The sequence below is a fragment of the Streptomyces sp. P9-2B-2 genome, assembly GCF_030406865.1.
Lineage (GTDB): Bacteria > Actinomycetota > Actinomycetes > Streptomycetales > Streptomycetaceae > Streptomyces > Streptomyces platensis.
On the sequence record NZ_CP129126.1, the window covers coordinates 8,614,224 to 8,640,151 of the forward strand.

The window sequence follows — 25,928 nt, forward strand, 5'->3', positions numbered from 1 at the left end:
GTCGATGTTCAGCCAGTGGCAACTGCGCGCCGCCTTCGCCCGGCGGCTCTCCGACATGTACGGGCGGGAGGTGCCCGCCTATACGACGCTGGTGGATGTCTCGCGCGAGGTGAATGAGGAGGTGCTGCGGGCCCGGGGTGCCGACGCCGAGCGCCTGGGGTCGATCGGCCGGGTGACCGCGGAACGGCATGGCGCCATCCGGGTCGGCACGCCTGAGGAACTCGCCCAGGTTGCCCGGGTCTTCGGCGCCCTGGGCATGCACCCGGTCGGCTTCTACGATCTGCGGGAGGCCGCTGCCAGCGCGATCCCCGTCGTCTCGACCGCCTTCCGCCCCGTCGACGGTGAGGAACTGGCCCGGAATCCGTTCCGGGTTTTCACCTCCATGCTGACCCCTGCGGATCCCCGGTTCTTCGACCCCGAACTGCGCTCCCGCTTGGAGAACTTCCTCGCCGACCGCGAGCTTTTCCCTCCGGAGCTGCTGGCGCTGGCCGACCGCGCGGAGGCCGCCGGAGAGCTGTCCGACACGGACGCCGAACGGTTCCTCCACCTCGCCGTCCAGGCCTTCGAACTGTCCCCGGAGCCCGTCGACAAGGCCTGGTACGAAACCCTGGAGAAGGTCTCCGCGGTCGCCGCGGACATCGGCGGCGTGCGCAGCACCCACATCAACCACCTCACCCCCCGCGTCCTCGACATCGACGCGCTCTACCGGCGGATGACCGAGCGCGGTATCGAGATGATCGACGCCATCCAGGGGCCGCCCCGGTGGCAGGGGCCCGATGTCCTGCTGCGGCAGACGTCCTTCCGTGCCCTGGCCGAGCGGCGTGCGATGCGCACCCCGGACGGTGAGGTGATCAGCGGGGCCCTGCGGGTGCGCTTCGGTGAGGTCGAAGCCCGTGGGATCGCCCTGACCCGCCAGGGCCGGGCCCGCTACGACGCGCTGCTCGCCCGCGTCGACGAACTGGCCGCCCGCGACCCGCAGGCCGACCGGGCCGATGTCGCCCGCGCCCTGTGGACGGCCGAACTGCCCGACAGCGAACACGGCCTGGCCGCCCAGGGCCTGGCGCACTTCACCTATCACGTCGTGCCCGGCCGGCCGGCGGACGGCAGCCGACCGCCCGCGGGCCTCGACGCACTGCTGGACCAGGGCTGGGTCCGGGCCGAACCGATCGTCTACGAGGACTTCCTGCCGCGCTCCGCCGCCGGCATCTTCCAGTCCAACCTCAGCGACGAAGGCGCCAGGAACAACGACCGCACCGGTATCGCCTACGACAGCGCCTGGCTCTCCGGCGCCATCGGACGCGAAGTCCTGGACCCCTTCGACCTCTACGAGGAACAACAGAACCGCTCCCTCGCCCAGGTCGCCCGAGAACTCGCCCTGGACGGTCTTCCCGGCTGACCCGGCCGATCCGTCACCCACCCTCCCCACCCAAGGAGCATCATGACCGCCACCGCCCTCCCCACCACCGAGGACCTGCGCACCCGCGCCCGCGCCGCCCTCGCCCGCGTCGGCGTCACCGTCGAGGAAGGCGGCGACTTCCAGGCCCGCAGCCCCATCACCGGTGAAGACCTCTTCGGCCTGCGCGCCGCCACCGCCGCCGACACCGAGGAAGCCCTCGCCGCCTCCCGCGAGGCGTTCCTCACCTGGCGCACCACCCCGGCGCCCCGCCGCGGCGAACTCGTCCGCCGCCTGGGGGAGTTGCTGCGGGAGCACAAGAACGACCTGGGCGACCTCATCACCATCGAAGCGGGCAAGATCCGCTCCGAGGCGCTCGGCGAGGTCCAGGAAATGATCGACATCTGTGACTTCGCCGTCGGGCTGTCCCGCCAGCTCTACGGCCGGACGATCGCCTCCGAGCGCCCCGGCCACCGGCTCGCCGAAACCTGGCACCCGCTCGGTGTGGTCGGTGTGATCTCGGCCTTCAACTTCCCCGCCGCCGTCTGGTCGTGGAACACCGCCGTCGCCCTGGCCTGCGGCGACACCGTGATCTGGAAGCCCTCCGAGCTCACCTCGCTGATCTCGCTCGCCTGCACCCGGCTGCTGGACCGGGCCGCCGAGGAGGTCGGTGCGCCGCGTGACGTGCACCGCCTGCTGCTGGGTGACCGCACCGTCGGGGAGAAGCTCGTCGACGATCCCCGGGTAGCGCTGGTCAGCGCCACCGGTTCGACCCGTATGGGGCGCGAGGTCGGCCCCCGTGTCGCCGCCCGCTTCGGCCGCAGCCTGCTGGAACTCGGCGGGAACAACGCCGCCGTCGTCGCCCCCTCCGCCGACCTGGACCTCGCCGTCCAGGGCATCGTCTTCGCCGCGGCCGGCACCGCCGGGCAGCGCTGCACCACCCTGCGCCGTCTCATCGTCCACCAGGACATCGCCGACACCCTCATCGCCCGGCTGACCGCCGCCTATCAAAAGCTCCCCATCGGCGACCCCTTCGACGAGACCACCCTCGTCGGTCCGCTCATCACCCCGCAGGCCCTGAACACCATGCAGGAGGCCCTCGTCCGCGCACAGGCGGAGGGCGGCAAGATCCTGGCCGGCGGCAACCGGCGTCTCACCGACGCCGCGCCCGGGGCCGGTTACGTCGAGCCGGTCATCGTCCGCGTCGACGCACAGACCGATGTGGTCCGCGAGGAGACCTTCGCCCCCATCCTGTACGTACAGACCTACGAGACCCTGGAGGAAGCCATCGCGCTGCACAACGATGTTCCGCAGGGCCTCTCGTCCAGCATCTTCACCCGTGACCAGCAGGAGGCCGAGCTCTTCCTGTCGGCGGAGGGCTCCGACTGCGGTATCGCCAACGTCAACATCGGCACCTCGGGAGCCGAGATCGGCGGTGCCTTCGGTGGCGAGAAGGAGACCGGCGGCGGCCGCGAGTCCGGTTCCGACGCCTGGCGGGCCTACATGCGCTCCGCCACCAACACCATCAACTACTCCAGCCGGCTCGCCCTCGCCCAGAACGTCAGCTTCCTTTAGGCCATGACTACTTGACGGCCCGTCATCCGTGTGAGCGGAACCTGTGCCCCCGCCCCGGCTTCCCAGCTGAGGCGGGGGTTCGTCGTGTCGCGGAGGGCTCGGCGCCGGGTCCGGCCGCCGCCACATGCACCGATGAGTGCCCGGATATCGGGCGCCACCTGCCGTTTTTCGACAAACACCGCTCCACGCGGGAACATCCGTTGACGCCGTGGGTGCCGCGGTGTGATGGTACGGCGGCTTGGGTCATGGACATGCCTTCTCCTGCCGCGCATGAGCCCCATCTCATCGCAGCCGGCCGGACGGCAAGGCGCTGCCACGGCCCGGCGCTCCACCAGAACCTCCGTCGGTAGCACTCCCTACCCCCTCAAGGAGTCATGGTGTTTCGAAGATTCGCGGTGGCCGGGGTATCCCTCGCCGCCACCATCGGAGCGGCCGCACTGGCCGTGGCCCCCACGGCCGCGGCGACCCCCCGGACCCACCCGCCCCACTCCGCGATATCCACCGGCCAGACCGTAGGCAGCGCTCCCGGAACGGCGATCAACGGCCCCTCCGCCCCCGGCACTTCGGTCGCCGATGCCCCGGACGTCGATGTGGCCAAGGTCCAGGCGCATCTCACCGAGCTGAACGCCATCGCCACCCGCAACGGCGGCAACCGCAAGTCCAGCGGACAGGGCTACCGGGACTCCGTCGCCTACGTCAAGGGCAAACTCCAGGCGGCCGGCTACACCGTCACCGAACAGCCCTGCACCTCCGGCTGCGCCAGTGGAGCCGGACCCAACCTGATCGCCGAATGGCCGCAGGGCGACGCCACCAAGGTGTATATGTTCGGCTCCCACCTCGACAGCGTCGGCGCCGGTCCGGGCATCAACGACAACGGATCCGGCTCGGCCGCGCTACTGGAGACGGCACTGACCCTCGCGGAACAGCACCCGGCCATGGCAGCCCGGGTCCGCTTCGGCTGGTGGACCGACGAGGAACAGGGCCTCAACGGCTCCGACTTCTACGTCGGTTCGCTCTCCTCCACCGAGCGGTCGAAGATCAAGGCGTACTACAACTTCGACATGATCGCCTCGACCAACGGCGGCTACTTCATCAACCACATCAACTCCACCGCCGCCCAGCCGATGAAGGCGTACTGGGACTCCCTCAACCTCCAGCCCGAGGAGAACACCGAGGGCGCCGGCCGCTCCGACGACTACTCCTTCGAGCAGGCCGGCATCCCGACCTCCGGATACGCGATGGGGGCCAGTGCCAGGAAGACCTCGGCGCAAGCGGCCAAGTGGGGCGGCACCGCCAGCCGTGCCTACGACCCCTGCTACCACCAGTCCTGCGACACCACCGGCAACATCAACGCCACGGGACTGAACCGCAGCGTCGACGGGATCGCCTACACCCTGTGGAAGCTCGCCGTCACCAACTCCACCCCGGCGAACGACTTCTCCCTGGCCACCAGCCCGGTCACCGGCAGCGTCGACCCGGGCGCCTCGGCCACCAGCACCGTTTCCACGGCCACCACCAGCGGATCCGCCCAGACCGTGCAGCTGTCGGCCACCGGCGCACCGGCCGGGGTGACCGTCTCCTTCAACCCCGCCTCGGTGACCTCCGGCGGCAGCTCGGCCATGACCGTCGCCACGACCTCGGCCACCGCGCCCGGCACCTACCCCCTCACGATCACCGGTACCGGGTCCGTCACCCACACCACGACCTACACCCTGACCGTCCGGGGAACCGGCGGCTGCACCGCCCAACAGCTCCTGACCAACGGCGGATTCGAGAGCGGCACCACCCCCTGGACGGGTGACACCGGAACGATCGGCGCCCACGCCGGCCAGTCCGCCCACAGCGGCAGCAGATTTGCCTGGCTCGGCGGCTACGGCTCCTCCGCCACCGACACCCTCAGCCAGTCGGTGACCGTGCCCGCCGGATGCGCCAAGGCCACCTTGACCTACTGGCTGCACATCGACACCGATGAGTCCGACCGCGTCGCCTACGACACCTTCAAGGTCAAGGTGGGCAGCACCACCCTCACGACCCTCTCCAACACCGACGCCGCCAGTGGCTACACCCAACGCACCCTGGACCTGAGCCGCTACGTCGGACAACGCATCACACTGACCTTCACCGCCACCGAAGACACCAGCCTCCAGACCAGCTTCGTCGTCGACGACGTGACGCTCCAGACCGGCTGATCCCGGCCGATGCGGACTGACCCCGGCTGATCCCGGTTGATCCGACGGCATCGGAGGGGCGCGGGCCGGTGTGCCTCGCCCCTCCGGTGCCGGCGGCGTCAGACCCTCGTTTCGCCCGTCGGGTAGCACGCCGCGCTGTAGTGGCCCCGGTCGCCGGTGGGTGTCCAGCCGCCGGTGCCGTGGTCCGGGTCGGCAAGGGCGAAGCCGTTCTCGTGCAGTTGCTCGCCGAGCGGGACGGCCGGGAAGCCGCTGCCGTCGGGGGTGTCCTCGACGGGCCACAGGGTGACGAGCAGGGCCTCGGTGTCGCCGGTCTCGGGCTCGCGGTCGAGGCTGGCGATTTCGAGGTGCCAGCGACCGTTCCGGACGAAGGCCTCCGCGCGGAACGCCGCTCGTACCGTCCGGGCGTTCTCATGGGTCTCGGTCATACGAGAGGAACTCCTGTCGTGGGGCGGGGGAATGGTCGGTGTGCGGTGCGGATACCAGTGGGCCGTGCGGTGATGCCGGAGAGGCGCCGCCCGCGCGGTGTGGCGTGGCGGGGCGTGATCAGACGTTGCGCCACCGGGCCATGGTGAACGAGAAGAGGCCGCACAGGGCCAGGCCCGCGGCGATCGCGGCGAGCAGCCAGGGACCGGCCGAGGTGTTCGCGAAGGAGCGGAGCGTGTCGTCCATGCCCTTGGCCCGGTCGGGGTCGTACGTCACCGCGGCCTTGACGACGAACACCCCGGCGGCCGCGAACACCCCACCACGGGCGAGACCGCCGGATATGCCGAGCACATCGACGCCGCGCCGTATCCGTGGTGACATTCCGCTCCGGTGGAGATGTTTGTGGAACTTGCGGAGGGCGGCGCGCCCCGCGATCCAGAGCCCGGCGACGGCAATGCCCACACCCGCGGCCGCCACCAGCCAGGGGCCACCGGGCAGGCCCAGCGCCTGGGCCGTGGCATCCCGGGACTGCTGATCGCTCGACCCGCTTCCGCTGCCCTTCTCACCCGCGGCGAAGGACATGACGGAGAGCGACACCACGGCGTAGAACACGAAGCGGGCGCACGACAGCAGTCGGGTACCGGCCTTGTGCCCGTCGGGCCCGGCCGCGCCGAACCCCGCCTCGGACAGGCGCCACAGCGCCATCCCTGCCAGTCCCACACCGAGCGCCCAGATCAGCACATGGCCGAACGGCCGGGCGGCCAGCTCTGCCAGCGCCCCGCCCCGGTCGGCCTGTTCACCGGAGTCACCGAACGCGATCCGCAGGGCCAGTACGCCTACGAGCAGGTAGATCACGCCCCGGGCCACGAAACCACCGCGTGCCGCGACGCGGACCGCGGAGCTGCGGGCCGCGCGCCGGGCCGTGCCTCGTCCGACGTGGGGTACCGCGGTGGTGGTGTGCATATGTGGCCTCCAGGGGCTTGACCCAGCTGTCGGGTGACCTCCGTTTGCCCCTGGCCGCAGAACGGAAACCACCGGGCCCGTCGGCCGGGGCCGGTCCGGGTACGCCGCCGTCGTCCCGCTAGGCCGCGACGGCGCCCCCGGCGCGGACCGCGTCACGGGGCGTCCGCGTCACGGGGCGTCCGCGTCGTGCGTCGTCCACGGGGTGGGCAGGGCGGTGGCGGGGGTGGTGTGCTCGGGGAGACCGGCGAGGGCCTCGACACGGGCGGGGCGGTACGGGGTGGGGCCGCTCCACTCCAGCAGCAGCACGGTGGCGTCGTCCTCGAGCCGCCCGTCGTGGTAGGCGAGATGACGCCGGATCAGCCGACGCAGCGTCTCCGGTACGGGCAGTCCGTCGGCATGGTGCTGGATGAGGAAGTCGGTGAAGCTTTCCAGGCCGAATTCATGTCCCCTGTGATCACGGGCCTCGGTGATGCCGTCGGTATAGAGCAGCAGCCGGTCGCCGGGCTCCAGTTGGTCCCGGCAGAGTGTGGGCGGCACACCCAGGTCGGTGCCCATGGGAGGCGCGGGCGAACAGGACAGGGTCACGGCCGTCCGCCCGTTGCGGATGATGACCGGCGGTGGGTGCCCGAGGCTGGTCCAGGTCAGCACTCCGGTGCCGGCGTCCAGCTCGGCGAGGATGCCGGTGGCGAAGCGGTTCGAGCTGAACTGCGCCACGAGGGCCTGTTCCACCGCCTCGGCGATCTCCAGGATGCCGCAGTCCTGCCGACGGTGGTTACGGCTGGCGGCGAGCGCGAGGTTCGCGGTCAGTCCGGCGGCCGTGTCGTGGCCCATGGCGTCGAAGAGGGCCAGGTGGACGGTCTCCTCGGCGATGGCGTAGTCGAACACATCGCCGCTGACCTCATAGGCGGGCTCCATCACCGCACTGATCAGCACCCGGTCGGTGGCGAAGGTCCGGGGCGGCATCACGCGCCACTCCATCTCCGCGGCCACATTCATCCTCCGGCGCCGTACCAGCCGGGCGTAGGTATCGCTCCCCCCTCGCTTGCTGACCGTCATCAGGGCGACCAGCCCGCCGAGGTTGCGCAGGTCCTGGGCCGCTTGGGCGTCCATCTCGGTGTCCGGGGCGGCGGTGGCGCGCAGCACCCCGAGCCGTTCGGTGCCGTCGAGCATCGGCACCCACCACTGGCCCGCCTCGGAGGTGCCGCCCGCGACGATGCTCCCTGTCTGGAACGCCCGGCCGGCGAGCGTGCCCTCCACCCGCAGCACGTCCGCCGCCGACTCCGTCCCCCCTCCGGAAACGCACGCCTGCCCGCCGAGCCGGCACAGAATGACCTGCTGGAGATCGGCGAGGTAGATCTGCACATCCAGCCAGCCGACCTTGGCCGCGTGCTTGGCGACCAGGTCCGGGAACTGCTCCAGGGTGACCACATGGCTCGCGGCAATAAGGTCACCCAGCATCCGCCCCCGGGCGGCAGGACTGCTCATAGAGGCACCTTTCCTCGGGCGTCGGCCCCGCCGGGCCGTCCGGCCCGTGGGCTGTCCCTTCCGCGGCACCTCGGCTGTCCCTGCGGCCAGTGACGATGCCTGTGCTGTCGATGGTGACACCCGGACGGAGCTCGCCGACGGCGACACCGCGGTCCGGCACCGGAGCGACCCCTCCGGGTTGCGGACGGTGGGCGCTGAGTGACCGGAAGCGAGGCGTCGCCCACGCCGCGACCGGGTGCGGTGACAAGGCCACCCGTTCCGCGACGCCATCGCCCGCAGACAGCTCCGCGGACGCCGCCGCAGGCAGCGGGCCGCAGGCACAGGTGGGCGGCTCGTTCCCTTCCCTCCGATCTAGAGCGCCAGCCGGGCAACCGCTCCGATCTCCAGCGCCACGTAGAGCGCACCGTCCGGCCCGAAGGCCAGTCCATGCGGCTCGGACGAGGCGATCGGCAGGTCGTACTCCTCGATGTGGCCGTCAGCGGTGATGGACCCGACGCGGTTGGCTCCCCATTCGGTGAACCAGCAGTCACCGGTCGGTCCGGCGACGATCGCATGGGGCCGGGACGCGGGGTCCGGGAGGGGGAACTCGTCGATCCGGCCGTCGGTGGTGATCCGGCCTATCCGGCCGGCGCCTATCTCCACGAACCAGAGTGCGCCGTCCCCGCCGCAGGTGATCCCGACCGGCGCGGCATTCTCGGTGGGGAGGGGGTGGAGGGTGATGTCTCCGTCGAAGCCGATACGACCGATCGCATGCGCTTGATTGAGGGTGAACCACAGGGCGTCGTCGGGCCCGGTGGTGAGGGCTGAGGGGAATGCGCCGCTGAGCGGCAGCAGAAATTCCGTCACCTGGCCGTCCGTGGTGATCCGGCCGATCCGGTCGCCGTGCAGCTGGGTGAACCACAGCGCTCCATCGGGGGCGGACACCAAGCCGAAGGGGCCACCGCCCGGAGTGGGGAGGGGGAACGAGCTCACCTCGCCGGTCACGGTGATCCGTCCGATCCGATGGTCCCGGCTTCGGGTGAACCACAAGGCGCCGTCGGGGCCTGAGGTGATGACGGACGGTCCGCAGGACGCGGAGTCGAGTGCGTAGCGGTCGAGTTGGCCGTCCGGGGTCAGCCGGGCGATCTCCCCTGCGTGGACCAAGGTGCACCACAGGGCACCATCCGGCCCGGTGGTGAGCGCATAGGGACCCGCGTCCGCGTCGGAGACGGGGATCTGCTGGAACGAGGCGGTACGTCGGGTCATTGGTGGGGCTGGTCCTTTCGGCTGGGGCGCGGGGCCGTGGTCGGGGGTGAGGGAGCGGGCGGGCGCACGTGCGGGAGCGGTAGCGCCGGAGCAGGACCGACCAGAGCCAGGGCCGTTACCGCTACATCAGTTGCATTAAGAATGCTGTCACGGCGCCGCCGCAGAAGCAACAAGAATTTTTGGCGAGGTCTCCGCCGCAGGGCATCAGCGAGCGGCGCAACTGGAGTGTCGAGCGCGTCCGCAGCTCGCAGTTGAAGGAAGGGCTGACTCCGGGATCGCCAACGACACGCACACCACCGTCAGTTGCTTGCCCAGCGACGACTCCCCGCCGAGAGAACGCCGCCCGCCGCCCGCGCTCACCGGCAACCCCGGTCGCCACCGCCCGCCCCGGGCCAACGCACCGGAATGAGTGGACATGCATGTGTCAGCGTCGGGTAGGGGTGCGTGCGACGGGGGCTCAGCAACAAGGCGGGAGCCAGAGCATGAGGACCAACAGCACCATGGCGGCCGGAATGGAGCCGGAGACCACGTCGAAGGTGTGTGCCGTTCCAGCTCCGACGGTGCTGCCGCACATCGAGGCGCCGCAGCGCGTCGCCCCGGCCGACGCACGGGAGTTGTCCAAGGTCTTCCTCGCGCGGCTGGAGACGGTGGAGGAGGGCACCCCCGAGTACCAGTACGTGCGGAACACCCTCATCGAGATGAACCTCTCCCTGGTGCGCTATGTCGCCCGCCGGTTCTCCAGCCGCAGGGAATCCATGGAGGACGTCCTCCAGGTCGGGACGATCGGCCTGATCAAGGCGATCGACCGCTACGCCCCCTCCCGTGACGTGGAGTTCACCACGCTGGCCGTCCCGTACATCCAGGGCGAGATCAAGCGATTCTTCCGCGACACCACCTGGTCGGTGCGGGTGCCGCGGCGCCTCCAGGAGCTCCGGATCGACCTCGCGCGGGCCCGGGAGCAGCTGGAGGGGGAGGGCAGCCACGAGCCGTCCGTCGCGGAGCTCGCCGACCACCTCGACATGCCCGAGAGCGAGGTGGAAGAAGGCCTGGTGGCCTGCAACGGCTACGACAGCGACTCCATCGACCGGCCCATCCAGGCCGGCGGTGGCGGCAAGCAGCAGACCGGTCTCGTCGCCGACCTCATCGGCGCCGAGGACCCCGCCCTCGGCCTCGCTGAGGACATCCAGGCACTCAAGCCCCACCTGGCCAAGCTCAACGACCGCGACCGCACCCTCCTCCAACTGCGCTTCGGGGCGGAGATGACACAGGCCGAGATCGGCGAGGAGCTGGGCCTCTCGCAGATGCATGTCTCACGCCTGCTGACCCGCGCCTGCACGACCCTGCGCGAGGCACTGCTCGTCGAGGAATGAAGCGCCCGTCGTGACGGTGGCTCAGAGACGTGATGAGGAAGCATCCGGCGGTCAGGGCCGGTGTCGACCGGGTGCGGGTCCAGGCCGCGCCGCGCCGGTCCCGCGCGTGATCACCCGGCCTGGCTGCTGTCCTTCAAGCTGCCCCAGCCGTGCCAGCGGTCGATCTCGATCCAGGCGCTGACCCGACGGTGGTCCCGCTGCGGGTACGGCTTGCCGAGGTAGCGCTGCGCCAGCCGGTCGATATCGGCGAGCGCGTCGTCGGCGCGGATTTCGGCGACGTGGCCGATGAGGCTGAGGTGCGTGTACCAGTTGCCTTCGTCCAGCACGGTGAGCGTGACCCGGGGATCGTTGCGGAGGTGCGCCAGCCGCTTACGGCCTTCATCCATGTTGACCAGCACCCGGCCGTTGTCCCAGAGGTACCAGGTGGCCGTCGAGACCGGCTGCCCGTCCGCGCGCAGCGTCGTGATGACCGCCGGATTCGTCTTCCCCAACATGGTGACTGCCGCATCGGGAAGCGGTGGTTTCGACATCTGAGGTGCCCTCCACTACGGCGCCGCCGGCCGCGACGCTCGACATGATCGACATCAACGACTCTACTCAGCTCACCCCTCACCTTCCTGTTGGCCGGGCGACCGGGGGCGGCCGCCGCCCGGCGCCCCTGGCCCCTATTCGGCGGCCACCGGCCGGGAAGGGCACTGGGCGACCGGCTCATCAACGGCATTCGATCCCACCGACCCCACCGGTCCCACCGGGGCGACGGCCGGCTTCCGGAGCAGCAGCATCGCGGCGTCGTCATGGAGCTCGCCGCCCACATGCGTGAGCAGATCCTCATGGAGCGCGGCGAGCGTGCGGGACGGCTCCTCCGAGAGGTGCACGGCCAGCCGCTCGTCGAGCGGGTAGAACTCCCGCTCATGGTCGCGGGCCTCGGTCACACCGTCGGTGTAGAACAGCAGCTGGTTTCCGTCGGCCAGCGCCACTTCCTGGAGGACCGGGGACTCGTCGGACAGGGCCCGCAGGCCGAGCGGCGGGGTCGGCCGGGCCGGCTCCACGGGCAGCACGCCCGAGCCCTGGACCAGCAGCGGAGCGGCATGCCCGCAGTTGACCAGCTCCATCCGGTCGGCGTCGGGGTAGCCGGCGATCACCGCGGTGACGAAGTCGTCCGGGCCGAGGTTGCGCGCCAGGCTCCGTTCGATGCGGTGGACGACATCGAGGAGATCCGGCTCGTCATAGGCCGCCTCCCGGAAGACACCCAGGACCAGGGCGGCGACGCCGACCGCCGGCAGCCCTTTGCCGCGTACGTCACCGACGATGAGCCGGATGCCGTAGGGGGTGGGCACCAGTGCGTACAGGTCGCCGCCGATCCGCGCCTCGGCCGCCGCGGCGCTGTACCGGACCGCCGCCTGGAAGGGCCCCACGGTCGCGGGGACCGGCTTGAGGAAGGCGTGCTGTGCGGCCTCGGCGACCGAGCGGACCGCGGCCAGTACCTGTTCACGACGCCTGCGCAGGGTGGCGGCCAGGCTGCTGGCCAGGGTCACGGCGGACAGGGCGGACAGCACGATCGCCAGCTCACGGTCCGACGTGCCGGCATGGATCCCGACGGCCGCGCCCAGTCCCACGGCCAGCGCACCGATCCGGAGTACGCCCCACGGCCCGCTGGTCGCGGCGGCCAGCGCGGGACCGACGGCGAGCAGCGGCAGCCAGCTCATCCCGGTACCGCCCGTCACCGCGAGGAGCGCGACGGCCGCGATGATCAGAACCGGTACTACGGAGGCGAAGTGCCGACGGACACCCGCGCCGCCGGACTCGCCCCGCGGCGGGACAGCGCGCCGGGCAGCCGTCCGCAGCGCGGAGAACGGATGCGCAAGCTGCCACTGCGGCCGGTGGTCGTGGGGGTGGATTCGGGCTGGGCGCATCCTCGTCCGCGGCTCGCTTCCCTGCTCGTGGCACCTACGTGCCTAAATGTCCGTTTCATCTAGGAAACGGGTGCAGAGGGGCGGCCGCAAGGACCGGGATTTCAGATAGTGAGCGACAGTCCCCTGGTCACGCGGCCCGCGGTCGGAATCAGCCGGTTCCGGATCTCGTCGATACGGGCGACCCGGTCCGCCCGCAGGGAGACGCCGAGGGAGCCGAGCGTTGCGCCGCTGTACACCGGTACCGCGACGCAGAACGTCCCCAGGGCGTACTCCTCCATGTCCGTCACCGCAGGTGTCAGGGGCGTCGTGCCGAGCCGCCGGAGGAGTTCGGCGCGGCCGGTGATGGTGCGCGGGGTGAGATCGGCGAGGGGATGTCGTGCGAGGTAGTCGTCGCGGGCCTCGTCGTCCAGCTCGCTCAGCACGCATTTGCCCAGCGCAGTGGCATGCCCGGCGTCCTCGAAGCCCACCCAGAGATCCACCCGCGGTGCCCGTGGGCCGTCGACGATCTCGGCGACCCGGATCTCGCCGTCCTCGTAGAAGGTCAGATAGGCGGCGGCCGAGAGCTCGTCGCGCAGCGCCGCCAGCGCGGGACGGACCCGGCTCAGCAGCGCCTGGCCCCGCCCGCCGGCATGCAGCGTGGTCAGCTTCTCGCCCAGGACGAAACCGCCGTCGTCCAGCTTCCGGATGTATCCGTCGTGCGCCAGCGTGCGCAGCAGGTGGTACGTGGTGGCCAGGGGCAGCCCCGTCTCCCGTGCCAGCTGCTTCGCCGGCGCACCGCCCTCGTGCGCGCCGATCGCCTCCATCAGCCGGAAGGCTCGCTGGACGGAGGTGATGAGGGTGGGGCCCTCTCCGTTGCCCATACGTTCAGCCTGCTCCTGGCGCCCCACCCGGGCAAGGGCCGCCCCGCCGAAGAGTGCCGTCGCTTGCGGACGGTATGCGCCGGGCCACGCACGGCAGGCAAGGTGATCGAGACAGCGGACGAGGAGTCGGCCGCCTCGCTTCGGGACGTTGCGCGGCGCTGATCAGATCTCGTCCCACGGGGCGGCCCCGTACAGGCTCCGCACCGTGCGCACCAGCTCCGCATCCGCCGGATAACGGGTGTCGTCGATCGCCGAGACCGCGGCCACCCCTTGGGAGTTGCAGACGAACGCCCCGTCGAAGGAGGCCAAGTCGTCGATGTGGACCGGCCGTTGTGCCCAGGGGATCCCGGCCCGGTCCAGTTCCTGCCGGAGCACCAGCATGGTGGTGCCCTGGAGGGCGGGCGCGTCGGGCCAGACGACCGTCGCGCCCTCGATGAAGCCGATGTTGGTGATCGCGCCCTCGGCCACCGCACCGTCCGGCGCCACCAGAAGCGCCTCGTCGTACCCCTCCTGCTGCACCCGGTCCCGGTGGTACCGCTGCCCGAAGCCGCCGAGATGCTTGAGGTGGGCCGCGGGCCGCTGGTACGCGACACTGCGCAGCCGCTGCGCGGTCTCGGGCTCGGGGACCGGAGGACGGACGGTGATCACCGTGACCGGTCCGTCGCCGGGCTCGGGGCGGTAGACGTAGACGCGGACGGCTGCGTCGTGGCTCCGTTCCCGCAGGGCATGGCGGATCCTGCCGCGGACCAGCTCGCCGTCCAGCTCCACACCGAAGAGTTCGCGGGTGGCCGCGTCCAGCCGCCGCAGATGGAACTCCAGCCCGCGTACCCGGCCTCCCTTGACCTGCATGGCCGTGAAATGCCCCTGGCCGCTCAGCATCTCGAACAGCAGGGGATCGGCCTCGGTGGCACGGCCGTTGATCTCTATGTGGGGCGTGGGCGAATCGCTCATGATCAGCATCCTAGGGCGCGTGGTGGTCGGCAGTCGGGCGGGCAGTCACCGGTCTCGCCGTGCGCGGCTCCGGCCCTGGTCCTGATGCGGCACCCGACGGCAGTACTTATCCACAACACCAGAACACGTATTCGATTATGGACGTACCCTTGCGGCATGGCCAGGCATCTTCAGGGCTCGCTCTTCGACCAGACCGACGAGGTCCGGCTCGGTCCGCTGCGCGGGATACGCCGGTCCGAGCTCGGCGACGGGGCCTGGATCGATCTCCTGCCCGGGTGGCTGAGCGGGGCCGACGCGCTGTTCGAGCAGCTCGCCGCGGAGGTGCTCTGGCAGGCCGAGCGCCGGCGGATGTATGAGCAGGTGGTGGACGTACCGCGACTGCTCTCCTTCTACCAGGCCGACGACGCCCTGCCGCATCCCGCCCTGGGCGAGGCGAGGGGAGCCCTCTCCGCCCACTACGCCACCGAACTCGGCGAACCGTTCACCACGGCCGGCCTCTGCTACTACCGGGACGGCCACGACAGCGTGGCCTGGCACGGCGACCGGATCGGCCGCGGCAAACGGGAGGACACGATGGTCGCGATCCTGTCCGTAGGTGCGCCGCGCGATCTGCTGCTGCGACCGCGGCGCGGCGGTGGCTCGATACGGCATCCGCTCGGGCACGGCGATCTGCTCGTGATGGGCGGCTCCTGCCAGCGGACTTGGGAACACGCGATCCCCAAGACCACCCGAGCCGCCGGGCCGCGGATCAGCATCCAGTTCCGGCCGCACGGCGTGCACTGAACGCCGGGACGACGTTCCCGCGACATGGCGGGGGCCCCCGAGCCGGTGATCGGCTCGGGGGCCCGGGAACTGCTGGGGGCGCCGCGATCAGTGTCTGTGGCACACCAGGTGGCCGCGGTGCCACGTCCGCGTCCAGTGGCCCGGGTGGCGGTGGCCGTGCCGGTCACGCCAGGCCGGGTGCCAGGACCGGACCCAGTGGCCGCGGACCATATGACACCGGTCCCGGTCGACATGCTTCGTGGCGGAGTGGTCGCCGTGGTGCGACGGCGTGGCCGAGGCCACCCCCACCGAGGAGAAGGCCGCGCCTCCGGCGAGGGCCACGGTGGCGGCGCCGAGAGCGAGGGCGCGCTTGAACCCGTCAATCATTGTGGATCATGCCTTTCTGCATTGCCGTGATGTTGGCTGCCCCGCCGTTGGCCGGGCAGGAATGACCATGCACCCGTGGCGCTCACTCCATCCCGCCAACGCCCATGGTTTTGCACAATGCAGACAGAAGCCGGAGAAAAGCAGAAATCCTATAAATGTGGTCGATGGGCGGGAAATCGCAGGATGGTGGACGGTCCCGAAAACATCGACCGGGGCGTGACAGGATTTTTGCGCGCCCCCGGGCCGGCCCGCCTCAATCCGGCGCGTTCTCCTCCAGCAGCGCCACAATGGCGGCGTGCCCCGTCTCCCGGTGGTACTCGGCCGCGTGCGTTCCGTCCGGCGCGCGGACAATGAGCTCGACCAATGCGGTGCCCTCGGGGCGGGGGCTGCGCCGGACCTCGCACCGGCTGTCCGGGGACGCGCCCGCCTTCCGGCGCAGCTCGCTTTCGACGTCCTTGCCGCTCTCCTCACGGGCCAGGTGCCACGCCGTTCGGCCCTGTGCGTCGGTGAGCTGCGGGCTGGCGCCGTGGCGCAACAGCGCCCGTACGACCGCGATCGATCCCCGCTCGGCCGCCGCCATCAACGGGGTCCGGCCGCGGTGGTCCGCGTCCGGATCGGCCTGTCCTTCCAGCAGCAGCTGAGCGGTCCGGTGGTGGCCGTTCTCGGCCGCCCACATCAAGGGGGTGTAGGAAGTGCCGTCATCCTCCCCGAGGTTGGGATCGGCGCCGTGGGCGAGCAGGGCGCGCATCACCTCCTCATGGCCCCAGCAGGCCGCCGCGCACAGCGGCAGCCCCTCGCTTCCCGGCTCCCCCCTGCTCTCCGTATCGGGGACGGCTCCGGCTTCGAGCAGCAGTCGCACCAGTTCCGCCCGCCCCGAGACGGCAGCCAGGTACAACGGCGTCGCCCCGTCGGCGTCCGGCGCGGACGGGGAGGCCCCCTGTCGCAGGAGCGTCGCCACCGTGCCCGCCTGGTCCTCGTAGAGGGCGGTGATGAGTTGTGAGGTCAACGCCTCGGACATACAGGGTCCTTCCTCATGGGAGCCGGCTCCGGCGCAGCGTACGAGGTCCCGCCGCAAGCCGCCGCGGCCGTGGCGCACCTGGCGACGGCGGGGCGGGACGCGGCAAGCCCTGGGCTCAGCTCCCGTTCAGGAAGAGCCGGTCCAGGTGATGGCGGAGGATCACCGCGGCGGCTTCCGGGGGCCGCTGGCCGACCAGGACGCCGGTGCCGAGACCGGCCGACAGGGCGAGCAGGCTGATCGCCTCGGTGCGGACGTCCAGGCCGGGCGGTGTGAGTCCGGACTCGCGCGCCCGTTCCAGCTGGTCGGCCAGCACGTCCTCGGCGGCATTGGGGCCGTCGATGAATGGCTGCGCGGCCAGTGCCTCGTCCGTCACGGCCAGCACGGCGTAGGCGGTGTGGACGAGGTGAAAGGCCCGGCTCTCCTCGTCGGTGGGCAGAGATTCGAGGAGCACGGCCTCGATCACCGCGCGCGGCCCCGGCGCTTCCCCGGCGGCCCGGACCCGGTCGGCGATACGGCTGCTGAGTCCGGTGGTCAGCCACTGGAGGCCATGGAGCAGCAGCTTTTCCTTGGTCTCGAAGTAGTACTGCACCAGCCGCAGGGACACCCCCGCCTCGGCGGCCACATCGCGCATCCCGACGGCGTGCAGACCTTGCCGCGCCGCCACCCGGATCAGCGCCTCGGTGATCTGCGCGCGCCGCTTCTCGTGATCCACCCGCTTCGGCATCAGCCCTTGTCCTCCGCTCAGTTCGTTGCGTCCGGCCGGTCGGACCGTTTCATGATACCGCTGTATCATTTTGGTGGTACGGTGGTACCATCAAACTTGATGTCCGGAGGGGGCCTGCCGTGCCTGAAACCAAGACGCGCGACCGCGATCCCGCGGTCGGCCGCTATGTGAACGAGGCCCTGCGCGACCGATACTTCGCCGCATGCGACGCGGTCTATGCGCTGGGACCGGCCCCGCAAGGGGAGTTGGCGGTGGCGACCCGCTTCGGGACCACACACGTCCACCGATACGGACCGGTCGGCCCCGATGCCGCCGACCGGACCCCCGTGGTGCTGGTGCACGGCGCCGGGGGCAACTCGTCGCAGTGGTATCCGAACGTCGCCGCACTGAGCGCGGAGCGCCCGGTCTACGCGGTCGACACCATCGGCGACCCGGGCCGCAGCGTGCAGCACGAACCCATCCACCAGCCCGTACGCGCCGCCCAGTGGCTGGACGAGACGCTCGACGGCCTCGGGCTCGACCGGGTCCACCTCGTCGGGGCCTCCTACGGCGGATGGCTCGCACTGAACCAGGCGCTGCACCGCCCCGGCCGACTGGCCTCGGTCACCCTGCTGGACCCGGGCGGCCTGGAGAAGGTGGGGGTCCGGTTCTTCAGCTGGGTGTTCCTCAGCCTGCTGGCCACCTTCGCGCCGAAGGCGCTTCGTCCGCGCCTCGCCGCCTGGCTCGAACAGCCGGTCCTGGTGGTGCCGGAACTACGGACCATGGTGCGGCTGGGCGTCCGCGCCTACCGGATCCGCCGCCCTGCTCCGCTCCCGCTCACCGAGCCCGAACTGCGCAGCATCCGCACCCCGCTGTATGTGCTGCTGGGAAAGCGAAGCCTGCTGGTGCACCCGGAACGGCAGCGGGAACGCGTCCCGCGTCTGGTGCCCGGCGCCCGCGTCGAGATCATCGCCGATACCGGCCACGGACCGCAGATCGACCACGCCGCCCAGGTCAACAGCCGCATGCTGCGCTTTATGAACGACATCAACTGAGGGGAACTCTGGGCCGGTTGGCGGCGAACGCAAGGCACGGGGGCTCCTCGCCGTCCGCCCCGGCCCACCGCCCGTCATCTCATCGGGCGGTCGCGCATCGCTCCCTCCTCAAGACCTCGGCAGACGACGCCCCCGGCCATCCCCTACCGCCCCGCCAGTTGCTCCACGGCCGTCAGGACCCGCCCCGCCCCGTCCTCGGTGGCGATCAACGCCGCGACCTGCCGGGCGCGATGACGGTACCGGGGGTCGTGCACGGCCTTTCGTAGCGCCTCCGCCAGGTTTTCCGTGGAGAGTCGCCGGAACGGCACCTTTCCCGGGCTGACCCTGAGTGCGGTGAGACGCGACGCCCAGAAGGGCTGGTCCAGCATCATCGGCACCGGGACCGACGGGACGCCCGCGCGCAGACCGGCCGCCGTGGTGCCGGCCCCCGCGTGATGGACGACGGCCGCCATCTTCGGGAACAACCAGGAGTGCGGCACCTCGCCGACGGTCAGCACATCGTCGCCGTCCACGGACAGGCCGGCCCAGCTCGCCTGGACCACACCGCGTACTCCGGCGAGTTTCAGGGCCCGTGCCACGAGTCGCCCCAGCCGCTCCGGATCGCTGGGTTGCATACTGCCGAACCCCACATACACCGGTGGCGGCCCGGAGGACAGGAAATCCGCGAGCCGGGGTTCCGGTGTCCAGTCGGGGCTCTCCGACGGCCACCAGTAGCCCGCCACCTCCATTCCCCGTCGCCAGTCGGCAGGGCGGGGAACGACTACCGGGCTGAAGCCGTGCTGGACGGGCCAGGTGGCCCGCCGCCGTTCCAGGGCGGCCGGAGACACGCCCAGCCGGCGTTCCAGATGGCGCACGCCCGTGGCGAAGGCCCGGGTCAGCAGGGACTCGGCGCACCGTGCCGCGGCCCGGTTGGTGAGCGGTCCCATCGACGGCATGTCGAAGATGACCGGCGGGAACTCCCGGGTGGGCGCGAGGGGTTGCAGGAAGACGCCCAGGCTGGGCAGTCCCAGACCCTCCGCCGCCACGAGCCCCAAGGGCGCCAAACCGCTGGACAGCAGCACGACTTCGGCTCCTGCCGCACAGGCCTCCGTCACCGCGTCGGCCATCTCCGGCGCCAACTCCCGGGCCAGCTTTATCTGTTCGACCTTGGTGAGACCGGCCCCCGAGCCGCTCTTACCGGGTCTGGTTCCTTCCCGGGAATCCGTTCCGGAGGCGGCGTACCGGTCGAGCGGAAGCGGGCGGAATCCGAGGCCGCTGCGGCGGACCGCTTCGGCCGAGCGCGCATGGGTGGCCATCACCACCCGGTGCCCGGCTTGCCGCAGCCGGGCACCGAGGCCGGTGTAGGGAGCCACGTCGCCGTGCGACCCCGCGGTAGCGATGAGGATGTGCATAGTCGGCAGTGTTCCGTTCCCTGAGTTCCGGCGATTCCGACCGCGTACTGCTTCACCCGGGTGGGCTATCCGCCGCAGTCCCGTGGAGCCGAAAACGCTTGTCTTCCTGCACGGTTGTGCAGGGCGGCCACGGTCAGTCCCGGCGGGCGATCACCCGGTAGGCGTTGGAGAGACGGGTGCGCCGGGTGAGGGGCGCGAGCAGGATGTCGATTCCGAAGAGGACGAGCAGGGCGGGCGCGGCGGCCAGCAGGGACAGCCTGCGGACCCAGCGGCTGACCGGGCCGGGTTTTCTGGGCAGCCACGGCAGATCCTCGCCCGGCAGCACGCAGTTGAGCACGTTCACGGCCGCGGAGGTCAGATCCGTCGGGATGTGCGGCTCCCGCCGGTTGGTGGCCACCACGGTGAAGCCCTGCTCGGTCAGCGCGCCGCAGAGATTGTCCAGGGGGATGAGGTGCAGATGCTGGGGCTGGAGCCAGGGGCCCCACCAGCGGCCGAGTAACCGGGCGGCGGCGGACTGGGGGTCGGGTACCTCGATCAGGAGATGCCCGCCGCGCCGCAGCGCCGTATGCGCGGCGGCCAGTTCCTGCCGGGGCGCCAGCGTGTGTTCCAGGTAGTGGTACATGCTCACCACGTCGTACTGAGAGGTGAGTTGGCCCGCCAGACCGGCGAAGGAACCGCGGTAGGCACGGGCGATCCGGCCGTTGCGTACACCGATCTCGACGCCTTCGCCCCAGTCGAGCCCGTGGAATTCGGTACGCGGGTGGATTCTCCGGGCCTCGGAGCAGAAGTGGCCGTGACCGGTGCCCACGTCCAGCCAGCGTGCGGGGCGCCCGAACGGGAGCAGTGCCCGCGCGCGGGCCCGGTAGAGCTTGACCGCGAGGGGCGAGGCGGCCATCCGCGCCATCGTTGCCTCGCCCAGGCCGTCGTAGCAGTCGCGGTAGTAGAAATCCAGCCCGTCCGCGCTCAGCCGCGGGTTCTGGAAGACGTGCCCGCAGTTGCGGCACTGGTCGAGTACGAAGTTCCCCGGTTTGCGCTGGGGATGGTTGGTGGTGCGCAGACGGCGGTGCAGGCGGGCGGAGGTGCACCAGGGGCAGGTGGCGCGCTCCGGATCGAAGAACCGGTCCAGCCCGTGTGCTAGTTCGTCCTGGTAGCGGGGTCTGTGGGCGGCGATCTGCTCGCTTCGCTTGTTCGTCACGGGGAGCCCCTTTCAGCTGTAGTCCTGGTGGCGTGGGCGTGGCTGTCGGTATGGACGGTGGACGCGATACGCGAGATTGGATTCCCTCGGCCGTACGGCCAGCAGACCGAGCCGGAGCGGCGGGTCGGGACGGGCGGCCGGCTGCCGGTGCGCCGCCCCGAGCGCGCACCGCGACGGGAGGGCCGGGTGGGGCTGCCGCGGCCGCGGCCGGCCGGGGCAGCGTCGGGCGCTCACGAGGCCGCTGCCGTACGGGTGCGGTGGCGCGCACGGGCACGTGGTGCGGAGAAGCGGCGTACGCAAGGGCGCTCCACCCCCGCGTACAGCAGCCATGAGGCCAGCAGGACGACGGGGAGGCCGACCAGCACCACATCGAGATTGCTCCAGCCGTGCCCGCGCAGCCCCAGGTACAGCAGCCCCAGCACCAGGAAGTGCACGAGGTACATGGCGTAGGAGAGTTCACCGAGGAACACGCAGGGCCGGGTGCGCAGCAGCGAGCGCCGGCCGCGCAGATCCAGCTCCGCGGTGGCGTACACGAGTATGACCAGCGGTGCCACGGTCGAGGCCGCGTACAGGAAGCGCTGCGGCAGAAACGCGGGGTTCATGATGACCGCGCTGAGGACACCCAGCGCGGCCGGCAGCACCCCTATCCGCGGGATGCGCAGGCCCGACGCGGCGATCCGCGCCGCCATCATCCCGAGCACGAACTCGGGCAGCCGGACGATCGGCAGCATGTACAGGAACCAGTACTCGGGAAAGGAGGAGCCGTCAGGGTTGACCACGAGCGCACAGAACAACGGCAGCGACCAGACGACCGCGATCGCCGTTGCCGCGCCGATCAGCAGTCCACGGGGCGACAGCCGCTTGACCCTGGGCAGCAGTACGGGGAAGAGAAAGTAGAAGAACGTCTCGGCGGCGAGGGACCAGGAAACCGGGTTGCCCGCGGAGACGAAAAGGTGACTGGGGACCCAGGTGTGCACCAGGAAGAGGCTGGCCAGATCGGCCGCTATCCCGGAGCCCGTGGTGACGGCCGCCGTACCGGCACTGGCCAGCGCGGCGACCACCACACACCAGGTGAGGACGTGATTGGGAAAAATCTTGGCGGCCCGTCTACGCCAGAAGGCGCGTGCGGTGTCGCCCGGGCGGGCCGAGTGCGTCAGCACATAGCCGCTGAGAATGAAGAACAGCGATACCGAGCTTCCGCCCAGCCACACTTCGGGCCCGAGGGTCTCGGCGAGATGCGGATCAATCATCAGCCTGCTGTGCGTATAGAGGACCCCGACCGCGGCGGCGAAGCGCAGACCGGTCAGCGACGGCAACCGTTTGGGGACGGCGGACACGCTGTCCGCGGCCGGCGGTGTCGCCTCCCCGTGCTCGGCAAGGGGGCTGCCCGCCATGGCGGTTGGCTCGGACGACGGACCGGAATGAGGGTGCACGAGGGGCCTCCTGCGGGGGAAACTCCCGGGCCCGAGGCACCACTGATTGACGTACGGCTGCGCCGGTGGGTCGCCCGGGACCGGATGGAAGGACTGGTCCTTGCCCCGTGCGGAGGAATGGGCGGCCCGTCGCGCGGATAGCACGATTGACCCACCGCGGCACGCCCCGTGCATAGGGCGGGTGACCCGATTTCACTCGTACGGTCCAGCGTTTGGTGACGACGCCGGGCCGCCGCCGTACAGGTGATTCCTGCGGTCCTGCGGCCGGACGGGTGTGGGGCGCGGCGGCGCCAGGAAGAGATACGTCCGCGCCGCGATGTCACGCCCCCGGGCCGCAGACGGTGCCGAAAGCCCCTCGACGAGGGTGGGTCAGAAAACGACGCGACCGCATCCGGGCCCGACCCCTTGCCCGGTCCAACCGCCACCAGAGGTTCCGAGTTGAAGCACACCCGCGTATCGACGCCCCGCACCGTCCTCACCGGTGCCGCTCTGGTGGTGGCCCTGACCGCCGCCACAGTCACCCTGAAGACCGCCGAGGCCGCCCCCGCCAAGGCCCCCGATCCGCCGACGGCCACCGCCGCCGGACAGCGCGCCAAGGGCATCACCTCCACCCTCGGCGCCGACGGCGCGGGCGCCTACTACGACGCCAAGCACCGCAAACTCATCGTCAATGTCACCACCGAGGCCGCCGCGGCCAAGGCGCGGGCGGCCGGTGCCGAAGCCAGGGTCGTCAAGCACTCGCTCGCCTCGCTGGACGCCGCCCGCGCCACCCTCAAGAGGCAGGCCACCATCCCCGGCACCTCCTGGGGGATGGACCCCAGGAGCAACAAGGTGGTCATCACCGCCGACCGCACGGTCCGGGGCGACAAGCTGGCGCAGCTCAAGCGGGTCGTCTCCGGGCTCGGTGACCGGGCAGTCCTCAGACAGTCCACGGGCACCCTCCGGCCGCTGATCGCCGGCGGCGACGCCATCTGGGGGACCCGGGCGCGCTGCTCGCTCGGCTTCAACGTCACCAGGGGCGGACAGCCGTACTTCCTGACCGCGGGGCACTGCACCAACGCCGTACGGACTTGGTCCGCGACACAGGGCGGCGAGGAGATCGCGGTGACGGAGGCCGGCACCTTCCCCGGCGACGACTACGGGATCGTGAAGTACACCGCCGCCGGCATCGTGCACCCCGGTCAGGTGGATCTCTACAACGGCAGCATGCAGCCCATCACCCGGGCAGGCGATCCGATCGTGGGCCAGAAGGTGCAGCGCAGCGGCGGCTCCACGCATGTGCACGACGGTGATGTCATCGCCCTCGAAGTGACCGCCAACTACCAGGAGGGCGCGGTCGACGGTCTGATCCAGGCGAGCATCTGCGCGGAGGCCGGGGACAGCGGCGGCTCGCTCTTCGAGGGTGATACCGCGCTCGGTATCACCTCGGGCGGCCGGGGCGACTGCTCCGCGGGTGGGGTGACCTACTACCAGCCCGTGCGCGAGGCCCTCGAAAAGACCGGAGCGCAGCTCGGCTGACCCGGCCGGAGCGCACGACGAAGGCCGGGAACCGCTCGCCACGCGGTCCCCGGAGAGCCACGGGCCTGTCCGGCGGACCAGAGCTGCCGGACAGGCCCTGGCACTGCCGTGACCAGGCCACCTGTCGGGACGTCAGCCGACAGGTGAAAGAGTGTCCCGTTGAGCGACGACGGGGCCCGGTGGCGGGCCGGGGGCGGACGAGGTGGGGCACGCATGAATGCGCAGGGGCGGGAGAACGACGGCCGGGGTCAGGGGGGCCACGTCCTGCCGGATGACACGGTCCCGCTGCGGCCAGACTTGGGGAACCACCACGCGACCACGTCCCGCGAGGCGTACGACGGCGGGGTGGGAAACCCGGCGGGTGAGCAGCGCGCTCCGATCCCGACCCCGGCCGGTGAGCCGATACCCGAGCCGAAGCGGTCGGGGAGTGGCGCCTCGGGTCTGCTGAAGTCCAGCGCCGTGATGGCGGCGGGCATCTTCGTCTCCCGCATCACTGGTTTTCTCCGTACGCTCGTCATGGCCGCGGCGATCGGCGTCGGCACCCTCAACGACTCCTACCAGGTCGCCAATGTCCTGCCCACGATGATCTACATCCTGGTCGGCGGCGGTGCGCTGAACGCCGTCTTCGTGCCGCAACTCGTGCGTGCCATGAAGCAGGACGACGACGGCGGTGACGCGTACGCCAACCGTCTGATCACCCTCGTCATGGTGGTGCTGGGGAGCGTCACGGTCCTCTGTGTGCTGGCGGCGCCGCTGCTGGTGCACCTGATGTCGCCGGAAATCGCCGCCGACCCGCGCCGGATGGCGGTCACCGTGGCCTTCGCCCGGTACTGCCTGCCCACCATGTTCTTCATGGGCGCACATGTCGTGCTCGGCCAGATCCTCAACGCCCGGGGCCGGTTCGGCGCGATGATGTGGACGCCGGTGCTCAACAACATCATCATCCTCGCGACCTTCGGGGGCTTCATCTGGGCCTTCGGCAGCTTCACCGATTCCGGCGTCGGTGCCGCCACCATCACCCCCGAAGGGGTACGGCTCCTGGGCCTCGGCACCCTCCTGGGCCTCACCGTACAAGCGCTGGCGATGCTGCCGTATCTGCGCGACGCCCAGTTCAGGCTCCGCCCGCGCTTCGACTTCCGCGGTCATGGCCTGGGCAGGGCCATGGGCCTGGCCAAATGGACGCTGCTCTTCGTCCTCGTCAACCAGGCCGCCCTGATCGTCGTCACACAACTCGCCACCAAGGCCGGCTCCCTCGCCGAACGGGCCGGGCACAGCGGCTCCGGGATCACCGCCTACAACTACGCCCTGCTGCTGTGGCAGATGCCGCAGGCCATCATCACGGTGTCGGTGATGACCGCGGTGCTGCCCCGGATGTCGCGTGCGGTCCAGGACGCGAATGTGACCGCGATCCGCGACGACATCTCCTACGGACTGCGGACCTCCGCCGTCGCCATCGTGCCCTGCGCGTTCGCCTTCCTGGCGCTGGGTGTGCCGATGGCCACGCTGCTCTACGCCGGCACCGATGCCGAGGGCGCCCGGGGCATCGGCTACATCCTCATGGCCTTCGGCCCGGGGCTCATTCCCTACTCGGTGCAGTACGTCGTGCTGCGTGGCTTCTATGCCTACGAGGACACCAAAACCCCCTTCTACAACACCGTCATCGTCGCCGCGGTGAACGCCGCCGCGTCCGGGGCGTGCTTCGTCCTCCTCCCGGCACGCTGGGCCGTCGCGGGAATGGCCGCCTCGTACGGTCTGGCCTACGCGGTCGGGGTCGGCACCGCCTGGCGCCGGCTGCGCAAGAGGCTGGGCGGCGATCTGGACGGCTCACGCGTGCTGCGCGCCTATGCCCGGCTGAGTGCCGCGGCGATCCCCGCGGCGCTCGCCGGCGGCGGTGTGGCCTACGCGCTCACCCGGGCCGTCGGCAGCGGCGCCCTGGGCTCGCTTGTGACGCTGCTGGCCGGCGGGTGCGTCCTGCTCGGTGTCTTCGTACTCCTCGCGCACTGGATGCGGGTGGCCGAGCTCAGCGCCATGGTCGGCATGGTCCGGGGACGCCTCGGTCGCTGAACGCGCGGGAGCGGGGGCGGCCGACGGGCTGGCGC

The 25,928-nt window shown here is 70.9% G+C and carries 22 protein-coding genes; 8 read left to right on the plus strand and 14 right to left on the minus strand.

Going from position 1 to position 25,928, the window contains the following annotated elements; translation table 11 throughout:
• Positions 1 to 4: 4 nt before the first annotated feature.
• The 3 genes from QT196_RS37915 (at position 5) to QT196_RS37925 (ending at position 5,157) form a co-directional block, all read left to right on the plus strand.
• The gene (locus tag QT196_RS37915) at positions 5 to 1,396 is read left to right on the plus strand and encodes a VOC family protein (protein WP_290356810.1); all 1,392 of its coding nucleotides are present in this window, start codon (positions 5 to 7) and stop codon (positions 1,394 to 1,396) included.
• A gap of 42 nt (positions 1,397 to 1,438) precedes the next feature.
• Positions 1,439 to 2,968, plus strand: coding sequence for an aldehyde dehydrogenase family protein (locus QT196_RS37920; RefSeq protein ID WP_266737044.1), 1,530 nt, complete (start codon positions 1,439 to 1,441; stop codon positions 2,966 to 2,968).
• Between the two features lie 374 nt (positions 2,969 to 3,342).
• Positions 3,343 to 5,157, plus strand: coding sequence for a M28 family peptidase (locus QT196_RS37925; protein WP_290356560.1), 1,815 nt, complete (start codon positions 3,343 to 3,345; stop codon positions 5,155 to 5,157).
• Positions 5,158 to 5,255: 98 nt separating this feature from the next.
• On the opposite strand, the gene QT196_RS37930 is transcribed toward QT196_RS37925, so the two are convergent.
• From QT196_RS37930 to QT196_RS37945, 4 genes are all read right to left on the minus strand, one after another.
• Positions 5,256 to 5,582, minus strand: a complete 327-nt coding sequence (locus QT196_RS37930; protein WP_168483215.1) for a hypothetical protein — start codon at positions 5,580 to 5,582, stop codon at positions 5,256 to 5,258.
• Between the two features lie 118 nt (positions 5,583 to 5,700).
• Complete coding sequence (locus QT196_RS37935; protein ID WP_290356561.1) at positions 5,701 to 6,543, minus strand: DUF1206 domain-containing protein; 843 nt, start codon at positions 6,541 to 6,543, stop codon at positions 5,701 to 5,703.
• 168 nt (positions 6,544 to 6,711) lie between these two features.
• Positions 6,712 to 8,001, minus strand: a complete 1,290-nt coding sequence (locus QT196_RS37940) for a PP2C family protein-serine/threonine phosphatase (protein ID WP_168484279.1) — start codon at positions 7,999 to 8,001, stop codon at positions 6,712 to 6,714.
• Positions 8,002 to 8,379: 378 nt separating this feature from the next.
• Entirely contained in the window at positions 8,380 to 9,273 is an 894-nt protein-coding gene (locus QT196_RS37945; protein ID WP_290356562.1) for a virginiamycin B lyase, read from the minus strand.
• Positions 9,274 to 9,785: 512 nt separating this feature from the next.
• Here QT196_RS37945 and QT196_RS37950 point away from each other — a divergent pair.
• Positions 9,786 to 10,643: a SigB/SigF/SigG family RNA polymerase sigma factor gene (locus QT196_RS37950; RefSeq protein WP_290356811.1), complete on the plus strand. Its 858-nt coding sequence runs from the start codon at positions 9,786 to 9,788 to the stop codon at positions 10,641 to 10,643.
• Positions 10,644 to 10,753: 110 nt separating this feature from the next.
• On the opposite strand, the gene QT196_RS37955 is transcribed toward QT196_RS37950, so the two are convergent.
• From QT196_RS37955 to QT196_RS37970, 4 genes are all read right to left on the minus strand, one after another.
• Positions 10,754 to 11,173: a PPOX class F420-dependent oxidoreductase gene (locus QT196_RS37955; protein WP_266737051.1), complete on the minus strand. Its 420-nt coding sequence runs from the start codon at positions 11,171 to 11,173 to the stop codon at positions 10,754 to 10,756.
• A gap of 135 nt (positions 11,174 to 11,308) precedes the next feature.
• Positions 11,309 to 12,556 carry a PP2C family protein-serine/threonine phosphatase gene (locus QT196_RS37960; protein ID WP_248001532.1) on the minus strand — a complete coding sequence of 416 codons (1,248 nt, stop codon included), beginning with the start codon at positions 12,554 to 12,556 and terminating at the stop codon, positions 11,309 to 11,311.
• Between the two features lie 101 nt (positions 12,557 to 12,657).
• A complete protein-coding gene (locus QT196_RS37965; RefSeq protein WP_168483222.1) occupies positions 12,658 to 13,416 on the minus strand; it encodes an IclR family transcriptional regulator in 759 nt (252 codons plus the stop codon).
• 162 nt (positions 13,417 to 13,578) lie between these two features.
• Positions 13,579 to 14,367, minus strand: a complete 789-nt coding sequence (locus tag QT196_RS37970) for an aminotransferase class IV (RefSeq protein ID WP_168483224.1) — start codon at positions 14,365 to 14,367, stop codon at positions 13,579 to 13,581.
• 156 nt (positions 14,368 to 14,523) lie between these two features.
• Here QT196_RS37970 and QT196_RS37975 point away from each other — a divergent pair, with 156 nt between their 5' ends.
• Entirely contained in the window at positions 14,524 to 15,150 is a 627-nt protein-coding gene (locus tag QT196_RS37975; RefSeq protein ID WP_290356564.1) for an alpha-ketoglutarate-dependent dioxygenase AlkB, read from the plus strand.
• Between the two features lie 87 nt (positions 15,151 to 15,237).
• Here the strand turns inward: QT196_RS37975 and QT196_RS37980 are convergent, their stop codons facing one another.
• The 3 genes from QT196_RS37980 to QT196_RS37990 form a co-directional block, all read right to left on the minus strand.
• Positions 15,238 to 15,516: a hypothetical protein gene (locus QT196_RS37980; RefSeq protein WP_168483229.1), complete on the minus strand. Its 279-nt coding sequence runs from the start codon at positions 15,514 to 15,516 to the stop codon at positions 15,238 to 15,240.
• Positions 15,517 to 15,769: 253 nt separating this feature from the next.
• Positions 15,770 to 16,534, minus strand: coding sequence for an ankyrin repeat domain-containing protein (locus QT196_RS37985; protein ID WP_290356565.1), 765 nt, complete (start codon positions 16,532 to 16,534; stop codon positions 15,770 to 15,772).
• A 115-nt stretch (positions 16,535 to 16,649) separates the two neighbouring features.
• On the minus strand, positions 16,650 to 17,258 hold the full coding sequence (locus QT196_RS37990; protein WP_168483233.1) for a TetR/AcrR family transcriptional regulator: 609 nt from the start codon (positions 17,256 to 17,258) through the stop codon (positions 16,650 to 16,652).
• Between the two features lie 119 nt (positions 17,259 to 17,377).
• Between QT196_RS37990 and QT196_RS37995 the strand changes: the two genes are divergently transcribed.
• Entirely contained in the window at positions 17,378 to 18,292 is a 915-nt protein-coding gene (locus QT196_RS37995; RefSeq protein ID WP_290356567.1) for an alpha/beta fold hydrolase, read from the plus strand.
• Between the two features lie 143 nt (positions 18,293 to 18,435).
• Here the strand turns inward: QT196_RS37995 and QT196_RS38000 are convergent, their stop codons facing one another.
• The 3 genes from QT196_RS38000 to QT196_RS38010 form a co-directional block, all read right to left on the minus strand.
• The gene (locus QT196_RS38000) at positions 18,436 to 19,683 is read right to left on the minus strand and encodes a glycosyltransferase (protein ID WP_168483237.1); all 1,248 of its coding nucleotides are present in this window, start codon (positions 19,681 to 19,683) and stop codon (positions 18,436 to 18,438) included.
• 133 nt (positions 19,684 to 19,816) lie between these two features.
• Positions 19,817 to 20,878, minus strand: a complete 1,062-nt coding sequence (locus QT196_RS38005) for a class I SAM-dependent methyltransferase (protein ID WP_168483239.1) — start codon at positions 20,876 to 20,878, stop codon at positions 19,817 to 19,819.
• A 230-nt stretch (positions 20,879 to 21,108) separates the two neighbouring features.
• A complete protein-coding gene (locus QT196_RS38010; protein WP_290356568.1) occupies positions 21,109 to 22,272 on the minus strand; it encodes an acyltransferase in 1,164 nt (387 codons plus the stop codon).
• A 477-nt stretch (positions 22,273 to 22,749) separates the two neighbouring features.
• Here QT196_RS38010 and QT196_RS38015 point away from each other — a divergent pair, with 477 nt between their 5' ends.
• Positions 22,750 to 23,829: a S1 family peptidase gene (locus QT196_RS38015; protein WP_168483241.1), complete on the plus strand. Its 1,080-nt coding sequence runs from the start codon at positions 22,750 to 22,752 to the stop codon at positions 23,827 to 23,829.
• Positions 23,830 to 24,042: 213 nt separating this feature from the next.
• Complete coding sequence (murJ, locus tag QT196_RS38020; RefSeq protein WP_290356569.1) at positions 24,043 to 25,893, plus strand: murein biosynthesis integral membrane protein MurJ; 1,851 nt, start codon at positions 24,043 to 24,045, stop codon at positions 25,891 to 25,893.
• Positions 25,894 to 25,928 lie beyond the last annotated feature (35 nt).

Coding starts and splice junctions, on each gene's coding strand:
- QT196_RS37915 (WP_290356810.1), top strand. CDS start 5: ATGTTCAGCCAGTGGCAACTGCGCGCCGCCTTCGCCCGGCGGCTCTCC.
- QT196_RS37920 (WP_266737044.1), top strand. CDS start 1,439: ATGACCGCCACCGCCCTCCCCACCACCGAGGACCTGCGCACCCGCGCC.
- QT196_RS37925 (WP_290356560.1), top strand. CDS start 3,343: ATGGTGTTTCGAAGATTCGCGGTGGCCGGGGTATCCCTCGCCGCCACC.
- QT196_RS37930 (WP_168483215.1), bottom strand. CDS start 5,582: ATGACCGAGACCCATGAGAACGCCCGGACGGTACGAGCGGCGTTCCGC.
- QT196_RS37935 (WP_290356561.1), bottom strand. CDS start 6,543: ATGCACACCACCACCGCGGTACCCCACGTCGGACGAGGCACGGCCCGG.
- QT196_RS37940 (WP_168484279.1), bottom strand. CDS start 8,001: ATGCTGGGTGACCTTATTGCCGCGAGCCATGTGGTCACCCTGGAGCAG.
- QT196_RS37945 (WP_290356562.1), bottom strand. CDS start 9,273: ATGACCCGACGTACCGCCTCGTTCCAGCAGATCCCCGTCTCCGACGCG.
- QT196_RS37950 (WP_290356811.1), top strand. CDS start 9,786: ATGGAGCCGGAGACCACGTCGAAGGTGTGTGCCGTTCCAGCTCCGACG.
- QT196_RS37955 (WP_266737051.1), bottom strand. CDS start 11,173: ATGTCGAAACCACCGCTTCCCGATGCGGCAGTCACCATGTTGGGGAAG.
- QT196_RS37960 (WP_248001532.1), bottom strand. CDS start 12,556: ATGCGCCCAGCCCGAATCCACCCCCACGACCACCGGCCGCAGTGGCAG.
- QT196_RS37965 (WP_168483222.1), bottom strand. CDS start 13,416: ATGGGCAACGGAGAGGGCCCCACCCTCATCACCTCCGTCCAGCGAGCC.
- QT196_RS37970 (WP_168483224.1), bottom strand. CDS start 14,367: ATGAGCGATTCGCCCACGCCCCACATAGAGATCAACGGCCGTGCCACC.
- QT196_RS37975 (WP_290356564.1), top strand. CDS start 14,524: ATGGCCAGGCATCTTCAGGGCTCGCTCTTCGACCAGACCGACGAGGTC.
- QT196_RS37980 (WP_168483229.1), bottom strand. CDS start 15,516: ATGATTGACGGGTTCAAGCGCGCCCTCGCTCTCGGCGCCGCCACCGTG.
- QT196_RS37985 (WP_290356565.1), bottom strand. CDS start 16,534: ATGTCCGAGGCGTTGACCTCACAACTCATCACCGCCCTCTACGAGGAC.
- QT196_RS37990 (WP_168483233.1), bottom strand. CDS start 17,258: ATGCCGAAGCGGGTGGATCACGAGAAGCGGCGCGCGCAGATCACCGAG.
- QT196_RS38000 (WP_168483237.1), bottom strand. CDS start 19,683: ATGCACATCCTCATCGCTACCGCGGGGTCGCACGGCGACGTGGCTCCC.
- QT196_RS38010 (WP_290356568.1), bottom strand. CDS start 22,272: ATGGCGGGCAGCCCCCTTGCCGAGCACGGGGAGGCGACACCGCCGGCC.
- murJ (WP_290356569.1), top strand. CDS start 24,043: ATGAATGCGCAGGGGCGGGAGAACGACGGCCGGGGTCAGGGGGGCCAC.